Below are 14,086 nucleotides of genomic sequence, written 5' to 3' on the forward strand. Positions count from 1 at the left end.
GTAGGTCAATGCAATATGTTGACTATATACGGGGTCATGTGCCTTTCAAGAAAGCTGTTTGTCATGGTGCCGGAAAGGCTGAAAAAACAAGGCCCCGGCGCCTTTCGGGGCCGGGGCCTGCACAGAAAATGTCGTGCTCAGAGGGCGAGGAGCGTCTGCGCGTGGTGGGCCATCATCCACTCCTCGTTGGTCGGGATGACCAGTACGTCGACGCTGCTGTTGCCGGCGCCGATGTGCAGGTCGTGGCGGGCGTTGGCTTCCGCATTGAGGCGGATGCCCAGCCACTCGGACTGCAGGCAGACACGGCGACGCACCTCGGCGGCATGCTCGCCGATGCCGCCGGTGAACACCAGGGCGTCGAGGCCGCCGGCGGCGGCGGCCAGCGAGCCGAGTTCGCGGACGATGCGGTAACAGAACAGGTCGACGGCCTCCTGGGCCTCCGGCTTGTCGCTGGCGAGCAGGGTGCGCATGTCCTGCGAGATGCCGGAAACGCCGAGCAGGCCGGACTCCTTGTAGAGCATCTTCGTCATGTCTTTGACCGACAGACCCTTGGTTTCCATCAGGTGCAGCACGACGCCTGGATCGAGATTGCCGCAGCGGGTGCCCATCATCAGGCCGTCGATGGTCGAGAAGCCGAGGGTGGTGCCGAGGCACTTGCGGCCGACCATCGCCGCCATGCTGGCGCCGTTGCCGAGATGGGCGACGACGACGCGGCCTTCGGCCCGGGTCGAGTACTGGGGCAGGGCGCGGGCGATGTATTCGTACGACAGGCCGTGAAAGCCGTAGCGCTTGATGCCTTCGGCGGTGACCCAGCGCGGCAGGCCGAACAACTGGGCGACGGGGGGCTGGCTGCGGTGGAAGGCGGTGTCGAAGCAGGCGACCTGCGGCACCTTGGGCAACAGGGCCTGCAGGGCCTCGATGCCGGCGACGTTGTGCGGCTGGTGCAGCGGTGCGAGGGGGACGAAACCGGCCAGATTGCCAAGGACCTGGGCGTCGATGATGGTCGGCGAGGAGTAGAGATCGCCGCCATGCACGACCCGGTGGCCGACGGCGACGATTTCCCAGTCGGCGTGGCTGGCGGTGAACCATTTGAGCAGGGCGTCGAAGGCCTGCGCATGGTTGACCTGCTGGCCGGCCAGCATCTGGTCGGCAATCCGCTCGCCGGCCTGGTTCTTGGCCACCATTTTGGTGGCCGCGGTACCGATGCCGTCGATCTGCCCGGACACCTCGGCCGCCGGGGAGATGGGGCGGGCGAGGGGGAACAGCGCGAACTTGATCGACGACGAGCCGGCATTGATGGTGAGAATGCCACGTGACATTTATGCAACTCCCTTGATTCGGTTGGCGTGGGCGACGAGCGCGGCGATCACGCACGATGCGGTACGGGTTTCCGCGGTGTCGGCACGGCTGGTGAGGACGATGGGTACCCGGGTGCCGAGCACGATGCCGGCAGTCAGGGCGTTGGCGAGGTATTCGAGCTGCTTGGCCACCATGTTACCGGATTCGAGATCGGGAACGACGAGGATTTCGGCGTGGCCGGCGACCGCCGACTTGATGCCCTTGGTCTTGGCGGCAATGATGGAAACCGCGTTGTCGAAGGCGAGCGGGCCATCGAGAATGCCACCGGTGATCTGGCCGCGGTCGGCCATCTTGCACAGCGCCGCGGCGTCGAGCGTGGACTGGATTTTCGGGTTGACCGTCTCGACCGCCGACAGGATCGCCACCTTCGGCTCCGGAATGCCGATGACGTGGGCGAGTTCGATGGCGTTCTGGATGATGTCGACCTTTTCGGCCAGCGTCGGCGCGATGTTGATCGCCGCGTCGGTGATCAACAACGGGCGGTGATAGGTCGGCACGTTCATCAGGAAGACGTGGCTGATGCGGCGCGAGGTACGCAGGCCGTTGGCGCGCGAAACCACCTCGCCCATCAACTCGTCGGTATGCAGGCTGCCCTTCATCAGCGCCTCGGCATCGCCGGTGCGCACCAGCGAAACCGAGATGGCCGCCGAATCATGGCTGTGCCGGGCATTGACGATGCGGATGCCGTGCAGGTCGATGCCGAACTCCTCGGCGACGGAACGGATCTTGGATTCCGGACCGACCAGGATCGGTTCGATGATCCCTTCCTGAAAGGCGATGACCGGCCCCTTGAGCGATTCCTTGTCACACGGATGGGCGACCGCCGTCGGAATCGGTTCCAGGCCCTTCACCATGCCCAGCATCTGCTGGTAGCGCTCGTGCTTGTTGTCGATGCTGACCTGCGGGCGATGCACTTCCGCCATGTGGGAGACCTTCTCGGTCGGCGCCAGGACTTCGGCGGTGCCGCGCACCACCTGCAGGTTTTCCTGGTTGGTACACACGCAGTCGAGGATGACATGCTTGTTGTGATCGAATTTCTGCTTGGCGGTCACCGTGATGGTGATCGTGTCGCCGATGGTCACCGGGCGCGCGAAGTGCAGGGAGGAGTCGACCAGGATCGTGCCGGGGCCGGGGAAGCGGGTGCCGAGCACGGTGGAGATCAGCGAGCCGCTCCACATCCCGTGCGCCATGACCTCGCGGAACATGCCGCTTTCCGCATACTGCGGATCATTAGCGCCGGCGTTGAAATCCCCGGTCAGGACGGCGAACAGCTTGACATCCTCGGGCATCAGCGTGCGCGTGAGGCTGGCGAAATCGCCGACCTTGATCTCGTCGTAAGTCTTGTTGACGACGTACCGTTGTTCGCTTTCTTCGTGCATCTCGAGCTCCCGGTAAAACTGTGCGGGCTGGGTAGTCCACATTGGCTGGTTGGTAGTATAGTGTGCTGCAGTGCAGCAAACAATGTCGTTCGTGTAACGCGCCAGTCGGGTCAATGAAGGAATATCGCCGTTTCCGGATTGTACTCCTCCGACTTTTCAGGGCATCCGTTCTGGTGCCCTGGCAGGCGAGAGCGGGTTGGGGCGGTGGCTGTTTCCGTGCTGCGCCGCATCATCCCTGGCTGGCGGTAAGTGGATGAATATTGATCGATAAAGGGGCACAAGAAGGTCCCGATTTACTTGTTAAAGGAAAACAGCATGAACTCGATGAACGAACAGACTTCCGTGGCCGGAGCTTCGCCGGTGCTCCCCCTGGCTGGCAAGAAGGGCCTGATCACCGGTGTCGCCAACGACAAGTCCATCGCCTACGCGGTGGCCAAGGCGGTGCGCGCACTCGGTGCCGACATCGCACTGACCTACCAGAACGAGAAAACGGCCAAATACACGCAGCCGCTGGCCGAGGCGCTGGGCGCCAGGCTTTTCGAGAAACTCGACGTGGCGCATCCGGGCAGCCTGGAGGGCGTCATCGAAAAATGCGGCGCCGAATTCGGCCAGATCGACTTTGCCGTGCATTCGATGGCCTTCTGCCAGGCCGACGACCTGCACGGTCGCGTCATCGACACCTCGGAAGCCGGCTTCGACGCGGCGATGAACATCTCCTGCCATAGCTTCCTGCGCATGGCCAAGGCGCTCGAGCCGCTGATGAGCGAGGGCGGCGCGCTGATCACCATGTCCTACCTCGGTGCCGAGCGCGTGGTGCGCAACTATGGCGTGATGGGCATCATCAAGGCGGCGCTCGAGTCGGCCGTCCGCTACATGGCCTACGATCTGGGGCCCAAGGGCATCCGCGTCTTCGCCGTGTCGCCCGGCCCGATCATGACGCGCGCCGCCTCCGGCATCGCGAACTTCGACAAGCTGCTCGAAGCCGATGCCGTCAAGGCGCCGCTCGGACATACGGTGACGATCGACGAAGTCGGTGCGCTGACCGCCTTCCTGTGCACTTCCGGCTCGTCGGGGATGACCGGCCAGACGATCTACGTCGATGCGGGAGCGCATATCGTCGCCTGAGCGAAAACGACGGGGAAGCCTTATAGTGGGCATCCCCGTTTGTCATTTGCCCGGAGCTTGCCATGCCCCCCAATTGCGGTGAACTGCTGCCCGATCCGGTACCCGTCCATCCGCTGCTCGACGGCAGGACGGAAATCGGGCGTGGCGAGAGCACCATCGTTCTCGACGGCGACGTGGTCGATGGTGTCGCGCATGTCTTCAAAATACTGTCCTCGCCCACCGACTACGCCTATTACACGGCGCCCGACCGGCCGACGGGCAAGCATTTCCCGGTCGTTTACGCCGATCATGGCGTCGTCGGCCGATCGAGCCGCGGCTTTCCGTTCCACATCGTCGAGGTCGAGAAGCTCTATCCGCTGCCCGGCAGCGGCGACGCCGCCGAGGTGGCGACCAAGTTGAGCACCTCGTATTTCGATGCCTGCCTGATGTGGCGCAACCTGGCGCAGGACATGGGGCGTATCGCCCTGCACCATCTGGTCGTGACGCCGATGGGGTGGAGCGAGACGGTGCAGCAGTCGCTCAAGGCGCTGGAGGTTTTTTCCACCGAGTATGGCGCCTTGCCCGACCTCATCAAGGCCGACAACCTGATGATGCGCAAGGATGGAACGCTCGTGTTCTCCGACCCGGTATTCATGGAATAAGGGATGACCATTCGTCAGGTGAGTTACACGTCCAGGCTGCAGGCCGAAGCGCTGGCTGCCAGCCCGCACGTCGCGGTAATCTCGATCACCGATCCGGGAACGCCCGAGGCCAGCCTCGACGCCGGCTTCAGCGATGTGCTGCGGCTGGCTTTCTTCGACGCGCTGCCCGCCGACGAGTACCTGCCGGCGCCGCTGCCCGGCCTGTTCGACCACCAGATGGCGCGTCAGATCGGCGATTTCGTGCGCGAACTGCACGCCGCGCCGGCCGACGTCTCGCTCGTGGTCCATTGCGAATACGGCGTCAGCCGTTCGGCGGCGGTCGCGCTCTTCGCCGCGGCGCATGCCGGGGCGCCGCTGGCGGCGCGCGAATTCGCCTACGACGCTAACCACTGGGTCGTCGAACTGCTCTCCCGACTCTACCCCGAACTGTCCCTCGATATCCCGGCCCGGGAGGGTGCCAGCGAGCGCCGTGCAGTGCCGCGCGTCGCCTAGGTTTCCCGCCGACCTCGCCGGTCGTTGACCTGACGCAAGAAATTGTAATTCATTGGTGCTACGCTTCCTGCTGTCATAAGCTCTTGGCGGGAGGTTGCCGTGGCCCTGAACGACATGCATACCGAGGCAGTCGCCGGAATCGTCGATCGTGTGGTGACCCGCTACAGGCGCGATCCGACCTGCATGGTGCAGATTCTGCGGGAAGTGCAGGAAGCCTGCGACTGGATTCCACCGGAAGCCATCGACCGCATGCAGGCGACCCTGGGCGTGCCGCGCACCAAGATCGAAGGCGTCGCCGGCTTCTATTCCTTCTTCTACACGCAGCCGCGCGGCAAGTACCGCGTCCTGTTCTCGGACAATATCACCGACCGCATGCTCGGCAACAAGGCGATGATGGACCGCCTGTGCAGCAGCCTGTGGGTCGAGCGCGGCAAGGTGTCGGAGGACGGCCTGGTCAGCATCGGCAAGACCGCCTGTACCGGCATGTGCGATCAGGGACCGGCGATGCTGGTCAATAACTACGCCGTGGCGGGGTTGACCGCAGCACGCATCGACGAGATCGCCGAACTGATCCGCAACAAGGTACCGCTGAGCGAATGGCCGGCCGAATATTTCAGGATCGAGGACAACATCCGGCGTGCCGACATCCTGCTCGGCAGCGACCTCAAGCCGGGCGACGCGCTGCTGGCAGCGCGGGCGCGGGCGCCGAGCGACGGCCTGATGGCCTCCAACATGCGTTCCTGGCGCGAGGGACTGCCGACCGGCCTGAGCGGTCCGATCTCGATGCTTGACGAAATCAAGCGCTCCAATTTGCGCGGCCGTGGCGGCGCCGGCTTCACGACGGCGCTGAAATGGGAAGCCTGCCGCAATGCGCCGTTGAAAGCCGGGCTGCAGCGCATCGTCGTCTGCAATGCCGACGAGGGCGAGCCGGGCACCTTCAAGGACCGCGTGCTGCTCGCGAAGTACGCCGACCTCGTTTTCGAGGGCATGACGGTGGCCGCCTACGCGGTCGGCGCCACGCGCGGCTTCGTCTATCTGCGTGGAGAGTACCGCTACATGCTCGACCACCTGAACGCGGTGCTGGCGCACCGCCGCCGCGAAAACCTGCTGGGCTCGAACATCCTCGGCATCCCCGGCGCCGATTTCGACATCGAGATCCATGTCGGCGCCGGCGCCTACGTCTGCGGTGAGGAATCGGCGCTGATCGAGTCGCTCGAAGGCAAGCGCGGCACGCCGCGCAACCGCCCGCCCTTCCCGGTGACCAACGGCTATCTGGACCAGCCGACCATCGTCAACAACGTCGAGACCTTCGCCGCGGCGGCGCTGATCGCGCTGAATGGCGGCGACTGGTATGCCGGCATCGGCACCCGGCATTCGGCGGGTACCAAGATTCTTTCGGTGTCCGGCGATTGCGAGCGGCCCGGCCTCTACGAATACCCCTTCGGCGTCAGCATCCGCCAAGTGCTGGAGGATTGCGGCGCGCAGGACACCCAGGCCGTCCAGGTTAGCGGGCCGTCCGGCATCTGCGTCGCGGCGGACGAATTCGACCGCATCATTGGCTTCGAGGACATTCCGACCGCCGGGGCGTTTACGGTATTCAACGCCACCCGCGACATGTTCCAAGTGGCGCGCAATTACGTGCATTTCTTCCAGCACGAGAGCTGCGGGTTCTGCACCCCGTGCCGGGTTGGCACCTCGCTGCTGAAGAATTTGATGGACAAGTTGGCCAATGGCGCCGGGTCGCCCTACGACTTCGCCGAAATCGAGAAACTGAACCAGCTGCTGCAGTCGATGAGCCACTGTGGCCTTGGCCACACCGCCTGCAACCCGGTGCTCGACACCATCGCCAAGTTCCGGCCGGCTTACGACAAGCGCATGATGCAGCAGGATTTCACGCCGGCCTTCGATCTCGACCGCGCGCTGGCGGCGGCGCGCCAGATGACCGGGCGCGACGATGCGGCGGCCCACCTGACCACGGAAACCGGAGGTGAAGCATGAGCCAGACCTTCATGCTCGACGGCAAGGCCATTCCCTTCGAGGAAGGCCAGACCATCATCCAGGCCGCGTCCAAGGCCGGCGTCTTCATTCCGCACCTGTGCTACCACCCGGACTTCAAGCCGCACGGTTCGTGCAAGCTATGCACCGTCAAGGTCAACGGGCGCCAGACGGCATCGTGCACCATGCGGGCGATGGCCGGCATGGTCGTCGAGAGCGATACCGAGGAAATCAACGCCGAGCGGCGGGCGCTGACCCAGATGCTGTTCGTCGAGGGCAACCATTTCTGCCCGTCGTGCGAGCAGAGCGGCAACTGCCAGCTGCAGGCCACCGCCTACCACCTGGGCATGATGTCGCCGCACTACGATCACTTCTTTCCGAGCCGTCCGGTCGACGCCTCGCACCCCGAGGTTTTGCTCGATTTCAACCGCTGCATCCTGTGCTCGCTGTGCGTGCGCGCCAGCCGCGACGTCGACGGCAAGAACGTCTTCGCGCTCTCCGGGCGCGGCATCGGGACGCATCTGATCGTCAATGCCAAGTCCGGCCAGCTGGCCGACACTGATTTCACCCTGGCCGACAAGGCGGCGCAAGTCTGCCCGGTCGGCGTCATTCTCAGGAAGCGCAAGGGCTTCGCGGTGCCGATCGGCGAGCGCAAATACGACAAGGCGCCGATTTCGGCAAGCGTCGAAACGGAGGGCCGCTGACATGAACGCCCCGACCAAAAAGCTCAAGGTCGCCACGACCTCGCTCGCCGGCTGCTTCGGCTGCCACATGTCCTTCCTCGACATCGACGAGCGGCTGTTCACGCTGCTCGACTACATCGAGTTCGACCGTTCGCCGCTGACCGACATCAAGGAGTGCAGCCCGGACTGCGACATCGGCATCGTCGAGGGCGGCCTGTGCAACGCCGAGAACGTCCATGTGCTGCGCGAGTTCCGCAAGAACTGCAAGATCCTGATCGCCATCGGCGCCTGCGCCATCAACGGCGGCCTGCCGGCGCAGCGCAACCACCTGCCGCTGTCGACCATCCTCGAAGAGGTTTATCACACCAGCCCGGGGCTGGCCAACGGCATGATTCCCAACGATCCCGAACTGCCGCTGCCGCTCAACAAGGTGCACCCGATCCACGAAGTGGTGAAGGTCGATTACTTCATGCCCGGTTGCCCCCCATCGGGCGACGCGATCTGGAAGGTGCTCACTGATCTGCTGGCAGGCCGCGAACCGACGCTCGAACACGGCCTGATGCATTACGACTGAGGTGGAAAATGACCTATCAACTTGAAACCGCCCAACACCCCGAGAAGCTGCGCCGTGTCGCGATCGACCCGGTGTCGCGCGTCGAGGGCCACGGCAAGGTCACCATCCTGCTCGACGACCAGAACAAGGTGCATCAGGTGCGCCTGCACATCGTCGAATTCCGCGGCTTCGAGAAATTCATCCAGGGCCGGCCGTACTGGGAGGTCCCGGTCATGGTCCAGCGCCTCTGCGGCATCTGCCCGGTGTCGCACCACCTGGCCGCTTCCAAGGCGCTCGATGTCATCGTCGGCGCCAGGAAACTGACGCCAGCCGCCGAGAAGCTGCGCCGCCTGATGCATTACGGCCAGATGCTGCAATCGCATGCGCTGCACTTCTTCCACCTGTGCTCGCCGGATCTGCTGTTCGGCTTCGACAGCGACGTCACTCGGCGCAACATCGTCGGCGTTGCCGCCGCGCACCCGGAAATCGCCAAGCGCGGCGTGCTGCTGCGCAAGTTCGGGCAGGAGGTGATCCGCGTCACCGCCGGCAAGCGGGTGCATGGTACCGGGGCGGTGCCGGGCGGCATGAACAAGTCGCTGACCGTTGCCGAGCGCGACGAACTGCTCAAGGACATCTATCACATCGTTTCGTGGTCGCGCGATGCGGTGCATCTGATCCAGAAGGTGCATACCCAGGACCCGGGGCTGTACAACAGTTTCGGCATCTTCCGCTCCAACTTCATGTCCATCGTCGGCCATAACGGCGATCTCGATTTCTACCACGGCACCCTGCGCGCGCGCGACGACAACGGCAAGCTGATCTTCGACGACGTCGATTACCAGCAGTACGACAAGTACATCGAAGAGGAAGTCCGGCCGTGGAGTTACATGAAATTCCCGTTCTTCAAGTCACTGGGCCGGGAACATGGCTGGTACAAGGTCGGGCCGCTCGCCCGCGTGCAGAACTGCGACCAGATATCGACCCCGTTCGCCGAGCACGAGCGCCGGGAATTCGTCGATTACGCCGGCGGTTCGCCGATGCACGCGCCGCTTGCCTACCACTGGACGCGCATGATCGAGATGCTGCACGCGGCCGAAGTCATCAAGGATTTGCTGCACGATGACGACCTGCTGAGCGACAACCTGATGGTCGAAGGCGAACGCCGGATGGAAGGCGTCGGCGTCATCGAAGCACCGCGCGGCACGCTGTTCCACCATTACCGCGTCGATGAGAACGACCTGATCACGATGGCCAACCTGATCGTCTCGACCACCAACAACAACCAGGCGATGAACGAGGCCGTGCGCCATGTCGCGCGGCGCTACCTGCACGGCCGCGAAGTCACCGAAGGTCTGCTCAACCACATCGAAGTCGCCATCCGCGCCTTCGATCCCTGCCTGTCCTGCGCCACGCACGCACTGGGCAAGATGCCGCTGGCCGTGGAATTGGTCGATCCGGAAGGAAATGTCGTCCATTCGCTGAGCCGCACATGACCGCGCCGGTCGTCGTCTTTGCCGTCGGCAACCCCAGTCGCGGCGACGACGCGATCGGGCCGGTCATCTGCGGTCGACTGGCAAAATGGCTAGCAAATGAAGGCTTGGCCGACCGCGTCGAGCTGATCGAAGACTTCCAGCTCAACATCGAGCACGCCCTTGACCTGCAAGACCGCGAACTCGCACTGTTCATCGACGCCGGCGAAAACACTCCGGCGCCTTTCATTTTTGCCCAAATTTACCCGTCGACCGCAACAAGCCACACCACCCACGCCCTGCCGCCCGAGGCCGTGCTGGAAGTCTATCGGCAGATGGAAGGCAAGGACCCGCCGCCTTCGTTCGTGCTGTGCGTACATGGGGAGAAATTCGGGCTTGGGGAACCGTTGACCACAGCTGCTGAGAATGATGCAGAGGCGGCATTCGAACTGCTGATGGGGCTTTGCCGGCAACCGATATTGGCAAAATGGGAAAGTGCGGTCACTTCGATTGGATAAACTTCAATCAACAGCCAGCCAATCGCGGTGCAGGCATGAAGAGGTGGAATAATGAACACGGTGAGATACGCCTCGGCCAACTATCGGACCAGGTAGTCACGCTGTATCTGATCGAGTTCCTTCCGGCAAGCTTCGCTAAACGCCTGTAATGGGTCGCTGCCATGTGAGGTGGCAATCTTCCGTAGCTCGGTCAGCGACATATTGGGCTCAAAATACTGTTCCAGAATCTCATCCATGGCACTTTGCGCTGCTGCGACTACTTCATCCGATGCAATCAGCCGAATTTGATTGAGAAGCGCATAGATATGTACCAGGGTAGCCGGGCTTTCGAGTGTTCGAGCGAGGGCGTCGGCGGTTAACCTTGAGCATTCGGTAATGAACTCGGCGTACAAGACTTCGCGCCGATGAATTTTGGTCCCAAGCAACTCTCGCTGGTTTTGCCCTTTTTGGGTAAACCACGCCGCCGCAATCGAGGCGGATCCGCCCACGAGAGAGCCGAGAATGGCGGAGAGCGCACTGACGATTGATGGATCCAACGATTGACCTCGTAGCGTCTAAACAAACTGGCCCAGATTGAGCCCGCGATGGATTTCAGCCTTGAGCTGCTCGATGCCCATATCGCCCCCGCCAAGCCGCGCAACGATGGGGCGCGAAGCGAGAATCATGGCAAGGCTGCCGAACAAACCCAGATGAAAAATCACCGGATTAACCCGCCGCAGCAGGCCGGCATCCATCGCTTCGTTCCACAAGGGGACACAGGCTTCGGTACTGGGGCGGAGCAATTGTTCGACAAGGTAATCGAGGCGTTCGCCGGGGTTTGAAATTTCACGGGTCACGAACATGATGATTTCTGGTCGTTCGGCGAGTCGGTCAATCAATAGGTTCAGCGCTTCCATCACCCGGATTGTCAGAGGACGATCTGGTGCATTCAACTCCTTGAGTTCAAGCAGCGTGTCTTGATGATCCTGCACAATCGCATCCACCACGGCTTGCCACAGATCGGCCTTGGAGCCGAAATGATGGGAGACCATCGAGACATTGAAGCCTGCCGCATTGGCAATGGTGCGCAAACTGACGCCGTCAAAGCCATGGCAGGTAAAGGATGAAAGCGCCGCCGTCAACAGCCCGTCGTAACAACTGGAGTCGACGCCTTTGGGACGTCCGGGAGATCGGGGCAGGGTCAGTGGGGACATTGGGAGCCAAGTATGGGCGCGTCCATGAAGGTAGGCAACGGGCAGACGCAGCGCCGCGATTTTAGCGCAATGCGCCATCCGTTTGACAATAATCAAACAACTGTTGAATTATTGTCATATGATCACGTTGTCCTGTTGATTTCCGCGCAGCAGTGGCATCACGGGCATTCCCTTAATCAATGATCAGGAGCCGAACATGTCCAACAACGAAAGCAATGAACATTTCCTTGCCGCCAATAAAACCGTTATCGATGCCATGACATCGGCTACACGGGCGATTCTTGCGGCCACCGAGAGTCTGGTGACCCTCAATCTGGAAACGGCACGCGAAGCATTCGATGCCAGCGCCGAAAATGCCCAGGCTGTGCTATCCAGCAAAAATCCGCAGGAAGCAGCAGCGGCGATGCAAAGTGCTTTGGGGAAGGCGGCAGTGGAAAAGGCAGCGGCTTACTCGCGCGGTGTGTACGAAGTTTCCACGAAAGCGGCAAGCGAACTTGGCAGCCTGTTTCAAATCCAGTTTGAAGAACTGACGAAAGTCAGCCAGGAAATCGCCCAAAAGGCAGCCAAGGCTGCGCCGTTCGGTGCCGATCTCGCCCAGGCTGCGGCCAAGCAGGCGGCGCAACTTTCGGAAAGCTACATAACCGCCGTCACCAGTGTTATGCAAACCGCCGGTGCCAAGGGAAAGAAGTAAGCGGCGCCCGCTTTCTCGGGCCCGAGTGGGCCTGGGAAAGCCTTAGGCGGGCGCTTCCCGCGCGCCAAGGCAGCTATCCATAACAGATATTCCGTTTCCCCCGGAGAAATACATGAGAACTGAAATAGCCCCCGTGCCCGCCCAAATTCCCAGCGTAAGCGAGCGCTTGGATCAAAAAGTTCATGCCGCAGTGGCAAAGGCCAATTCATCCCTATCCCTGCTTTCTGGATGGCTGGCATTTCTCGACTGGTCGGGACACCTTGCCGTTTCCCCCGGTAAACGCCTGGAACTGACGCAACTCGCCTTTGACCAGATACGCAGTCTTTCCGGGCATGTTTTCAGTGCGCTACTGGCCGCCAGCAGCGGGCAGGCGCCCGAATGCTGCGAGCCGCGTGCGACCGACCGCCGCTTCCGTGCCGAAGAATGGCATCGCTGGCCGTTCAGCATCATGCAGCAATCTTTTCTGCTCTCTGAACAATGGTGGAGTGCGGCAACGACCGGCGTATGGGGCGTATCGAAGCATCACGAGCAGATTGTCTCGTTTGCCGCCCGTCAGTTGCTCGATATATATTCTCCCGGCAATGTTCCGCTAAGCAATCCCGTGGTGCTGCACCGCAGCATTGAAGCGGGTGGCCTCAATTTGGTACAGGGCTACTTCAATGCGCTGGATGACTTTAACCGTCTTGCCAGCGGGCAAGCGCCAGCGGGCACCGAGAATTTTGTCGTCGGTCGCGATGTTGCCGCCACCCCCGGCAAAGTTGTTATGAGAAACCCCTTGATCGAATTGATCCAGTACACGCCGACCACCGAAAAAACCCACCCGGAACCCATCCTGATCGTACCGGCCTGGATCATGAAGTACTACATCCTTGATCTTTCCCCGCAGAATTCGCTGATTAAATACTTGGTCGACCAAGGTCATACCGTGTTCTGCATCTCGTGGAAAAATCCGGGTGCCGAAGACCGCAATCTGGGCATGGACGACTATCTCCAACTTGGCTTTCATGCCGCGCTTGATGCCGTCAACGCTATCGTCCCCGAGCGCAAGGTGCACGGCGCGGGTTACTGTCTCGGCGGCACCCTGCTGGCCATCGCCAATGCCGCGATGGCGCGTGATGGTGACCATCGTTTGGCGTCAATGACCCTGTTCGCCGCGCAGACCGATTTCACCGAACCGGGCGAATTGGCGCTCTTCATCGATGAGGCGCAGATCAGCGTACTCGAAGCCCAGATGAACGAGAAAGGTTATCTAACTGCTGGGCAGATGGCAGGCGCCTTCCAGTTGCTGCGCTCCAACGACCTGATCTGGTCGCGCAGCATGAACGAATACCTGCTTGGCGAACGGGCGCCGATGACCGACCTGATGGCCTGGAACGCCGATGCGACGCGCATGCCGGCGCGCATGCACGGGCAATACCTGCGCCATCTCTTTCTCGACGACGACCTGAGCGAGGGGCGCTACCTTGTGGCTGGCAAGCCCATCTCGCTGGGCGACATTCGTACGCCAATATTCTGTGTCGGCACCGAAACCGACCATGTTGCACCGTGGCACTCGGTATACAAGCTGCACTACATGACGCCGGCTGAAATGACCTTCGTTCTCACCAGCGGCGGCCACAACGCCGGCATCGTCAGCGAACCCGGCCATCCCCACCGTCACTACCGCATCTGTACAAGTTTGGGCGGAGATACCTACATGGCGCCGGACGATTGGCAAAATGCTACGCCAATCAAGGCGGGTTCCTGGTGGCCGGAGTGGCGTTCCTGGCTCAAGGCACGTTCGGCGGAACCGGGCGCGCCACCCAAGACAGGGGCAGCGGCCCGTAAATACCCGGTACTTGGCGATGCGCCGGGTCAGTACGTGTGCCAGAAATAGGCGATGGCCGTCACGCCGTCGGGGTTTATGCGTTCTGTGGTGAGCGTGCTTGTCTTCCCAGCCTATAATTCTGCTGAATAATGACCATGCAGTCAGTAACCAATCGGGTGAT

Annotated in this window: 15 protein-coding genes; 11 read left to right on the forward strand and 4 right to left on the reverse strand. The window is 62.0% G+C overall.

All coding sequences use genetic code 11. The features are described 5' to 3' along the window. Positions 1-137: 137 nt before the first annotated feature. Both GH660_RS07545 and GH660_RS07550 read right to left on the reverse strand, forming a co-directional pair. Entirely contained in the window at positions 138-1,319 is a 1,182-nt protein-coding gene (locus tag GH660_RS07545; RefSeq protein WP_153146023.1) for an acetate/propionate family kinase, read from the reverse strand. After that, the gene (locus tag GH660_RS07550; protein ID WP_153146024.1) at positions 1,320-2,738 is read right to left on the reverse strand and encodes a bifunctional enoyl-CoA hydratase/phosphate acetyltransferase; all 1,419 of its coding nucleotides are present in this window, start codon (positions 2,736-2,738) and stop codon (positions 1,320-1,322) included. A gap of 315 nt (positions 2,739-3,053) precedes the next feature. Here GH660_RS07550 and fabI point away from each other — a divergent pair, with 315 nt between their 5' ends. The 8 genes from fabI (at position 3,054) to GH660_RS07590 (ending at position 10,214) form a co-directional block, all read left to right on the forward strand. Then, a complete protein-coding gene (gene fabI / locus GH660_RS07555; protein WP_228276396.1) occupies positions 3,054-3,863 on the forward strand; it encodes an enoyl-ACP reductase FabI in 810 nt (269 codons plus the stop codon). 62 nt (positions 3,864-3,925) lie between these two features. Next, positions 3,926-4,504: a hypothetical protein gene (locus tag GH660_RS07560; RefSeq protein ID WP_153146025.1), complete on the forward strand. Its 579-nt coding sequence runs from the start codon at positions 3,926-3,928 to the stop codon at positions 4,502-4,504. A gap of 3 nt (positions 4,505-4,507) precedes the next feature. Then, the gene (locus tag GH660_RS07565) at positions 4,508-4,996 is read left to right on the forward strand and encodes a hypothetical protein (protein WP_153146026.1); all 489 of its coding nucleotides are present in this window, start codon (positions 4,508-4,510) and stop codon (positions 4,994-4,996) included. A 114-nt stretch (positions 4,997-5,110) separates the two neighbouring features. Next, entirely contained in the window at positions 5,111-6,994 is a 1,884-nt protein-coding gene (locus GH660_RS07570; RefSeq protein WP_194266262.1) for an NAD(P)H-dependent oxidoreductase subunit E, read from the forward strand. Continuing rightward, positions 6,991-7,695 carry a 2Fe-2S iron-sulfur cluster-binding protein gene (locus GH660_RS07575; RefSeq protein WP_153146028.1) on the forward strand — a complete coding sequence of 235 codons (705 nt, stop codon included), beginning with the start codon at positions 6,991-6,993 and terminating at the stop codon, positions 7,693-7,695. Before GH660_RS07570 ends, GH660_RS07575 begins: the two co-directional genes overlap by 4 nt. 1 nt (position 7,696) lies before the next feature. Continuing rightward, entirely contained in the window at positions 7,697-8,248 is a 552-nt protein-coding gene (locus tag GH660_RS07580; RefSeq protein WP_153146029.1) for an NADP oxidoreductase, read from the forward strand. Positions 8,249-8,256: 8 nt separating this feature from the next. After that, positions 8,257-9,720 (forward strand): Ni/Fe hydrogenase subunit alpha, encoded by a 1,464-nt coding sequence (locus GH660_RS07585; RefSeq protein WP_153146030.1) that lies wholly within the window; start codon positions 8,257-8,259, stop codon positions 9,718-9,720. Continuing rightward, on the forward strand, positions 9,717-10,214 hold the full coding sequence (locus tag GH660_RS07590; RefSeq protein ID WP_153146031.1) for a hydrogenase maturation protease: 498 nt from the start codon (positions 9,717-9,719) through the stop codon (positions 10,212-10,214). The genes GH660_RS07585 and GH660_RS07590 overlap by 4 nt, the downstream gene beginning before the upstream one ends. Positions 10,215-10,294: 80 nt before the next feature. Here the strand turns inward: GH660_RS07590 and GH660_RS07595 are convergent, their stop codons facing one another. Both GH660_RS07595 and GH660_RS07600 read right to left on the reverse strand, forming a co-directional pair. Further along, positions 10,295-10,750, reverse strand: a complete 456-nt coding sequence (locus GH660_RS07595; protein ID WP_153146032.1) for a hypothetical protein — start codon at positions 10,748-10,750, stop codon at positions 10,295-10,297. Positions 10,751-10,768: 18 nt separating this feature from the next. After that, a complete protein-coding gene (locus GH660_RS07600) occupies positions 10,769-11,407 on the reverse strand; it encodes a TetR/AcrR family transcriptional regulator (protein WP_194266250.1) in 639 nt (212 codons plus the stop codon). 24 nt (positions 11,408-11,431) lie between these two features. Between GH660_RS07600 and GH660_RS17870 the strand changes: the two genes are divergently transcribed. The 3 genes from GH660_RS17870 to GH660_RS07610 all read left to right on the forward strand — a co-directional run bounded on the left by GH660_RS17870 (position 11,432) and on the right by GH660_RS07610 (position 13,974). Continuing rightward, positions 11,432-11,590 carry a hypothetical protein gene (locus GH660_RS17870; protein WP_194266251.1) on the forward strand — a complete coding sequence of 53 codons (159 nt, stop codon included), beginning with the start codon at positions 11,432-11,434 and terminating at the stop codon, positions 11,588-11,590. A 13-nt stretch (positions 11,591-11,603) separates the two neighbouring features. Beyond that, complete coding sequence (locus GH660_RS07605; protein WP_153146034.1) at positions 11,604-12,098, forward strand: phasin family protein; 495 nt, start codon at positions 11,604-11,606, stop codon at positions 12,096-12,098. A gap of 112 nt (positions 12,099-12,210) precedes the next feature. Next, positions 12,211-13,974, forward strand: coding sequence for an alpha/beta fold hydrolase (locus tag GH660_RS07610; RefSeq protein WP_153146035.1), 1,764 nt, complete (start codon positions 12,211-12,213; stop codon positions 13,972-13,974). Positions 13,975-14,086 lie beyond the last annotated feature (112 nt).

Source organism: Dechloromonas sp. H13, assembly GCF_009469615.1.
GTDB lineage: Bacteria > Pseudomonadota > Gammaproteobacteria > Burkholderiales > Rhodocyclaceae > Azonexus.

Excerpts from the sequence above, each read along its gene's own strand:
- GH660_RS07575 (WP_153146028.1), top strand. The coding sequence starts at position 6,991 with ATGAGCCAGACCTTCATGCTCGACGGCAAGGCCATTCCCTTCGAGGAA.
- GH660_RS07550 (WP_153146024.1), bottom strand. The coding sequence starts at position 2,738 with ATGCACGAAGAAAGCGAACAACGGTACGTCGTCAACAAGACTTACGAC.
- GH660_RS17870 (WP_194266251.1), top strand. The coding sequence starts at position 11,432 with ATGAAGGTAGGCAACGGGCAGACGCAGCGCCGCGATTTTAGCGCAATG.
- GH660_RS07600 (WP_194266250.1), bottom strand. The coding sequence starts at position 11,407 with ATGTCCCCACTGACCCTGCCCCGATCTCCCGGACGTCCCAAAGGCGTC.
- fabI (WP_228276396.1), top strand. The coding sequence starts at position 3,054 with ATGAACTCGATGAACGAACAGACTTCCGTGGCCGGAGCTTCGCCGGTG.
- GH660_RS07545 (WP_153146023.1), bottom strand. The coding sequence starts at position 1,319 with ATGTCACGTGGCATTCTCACCATCAATGCCGGCTCGTCGTCGATCAAG.
- GH660_RS07565 (WP_153146026.1), top strand. The coding sequence starts at position 4,508 with ATGACCATTCGTCAGGTGAGTTACACGTCCAGGCTGCAGGCCGAAGCG.
- GH660_RS07605 (WP_153146034.1), top strand. The coding sequence starts at position 11,604 with ATGTCCAACAACGAAAGCAATGAACATTTCCTTGCCGCCAATAAAACC.
- GH660_RS07580 (WP_153146029.1), top strand. The coding sequence starts at position 7,697 with ATGAACGCCCCGACCAAAAAGCTCAAGGTCGCCACGACCTCGCTCGCC.
- GH660_RS07585 (WP_153146030.1), top strand. The coding sequence starts at position 8,257 with ATGACCTATCAACTTGAAACCGCCCAACACCCCGAGAAGCTGCGCCGT.
- GH660_RS07610 (WP_153146035.1), top strand. The coding sequence starts at position 12,211 with ATGAGAACTGAAATAGCCCCCGTGCCCGCCCAAATTCCCAGCGTAAGC.
- GH660_RS07590 (WP_153146031.1), top strand. The coding sequence starts at position 9,717 with ATGACCGCGCCGGTCGTCGTCTTTGCCGTCGGCAACCCCAGTCGCGGC.
- GH660_RS07560 (WP_153146025.1), top strand. The coding sequence starts at position 3,926 with ATGCCCCCCAATTGCGGTGAACTGCTGCCCGATCCGGTACCCGTCCAT.
- GH660_RS07570 (WP_194266262.1), top strand. The coding sequence starts at position 5,111 with ATGCATACCGAGGCAGTCGCCGGAATCGTCGATCGTGTGGTGACCCGC.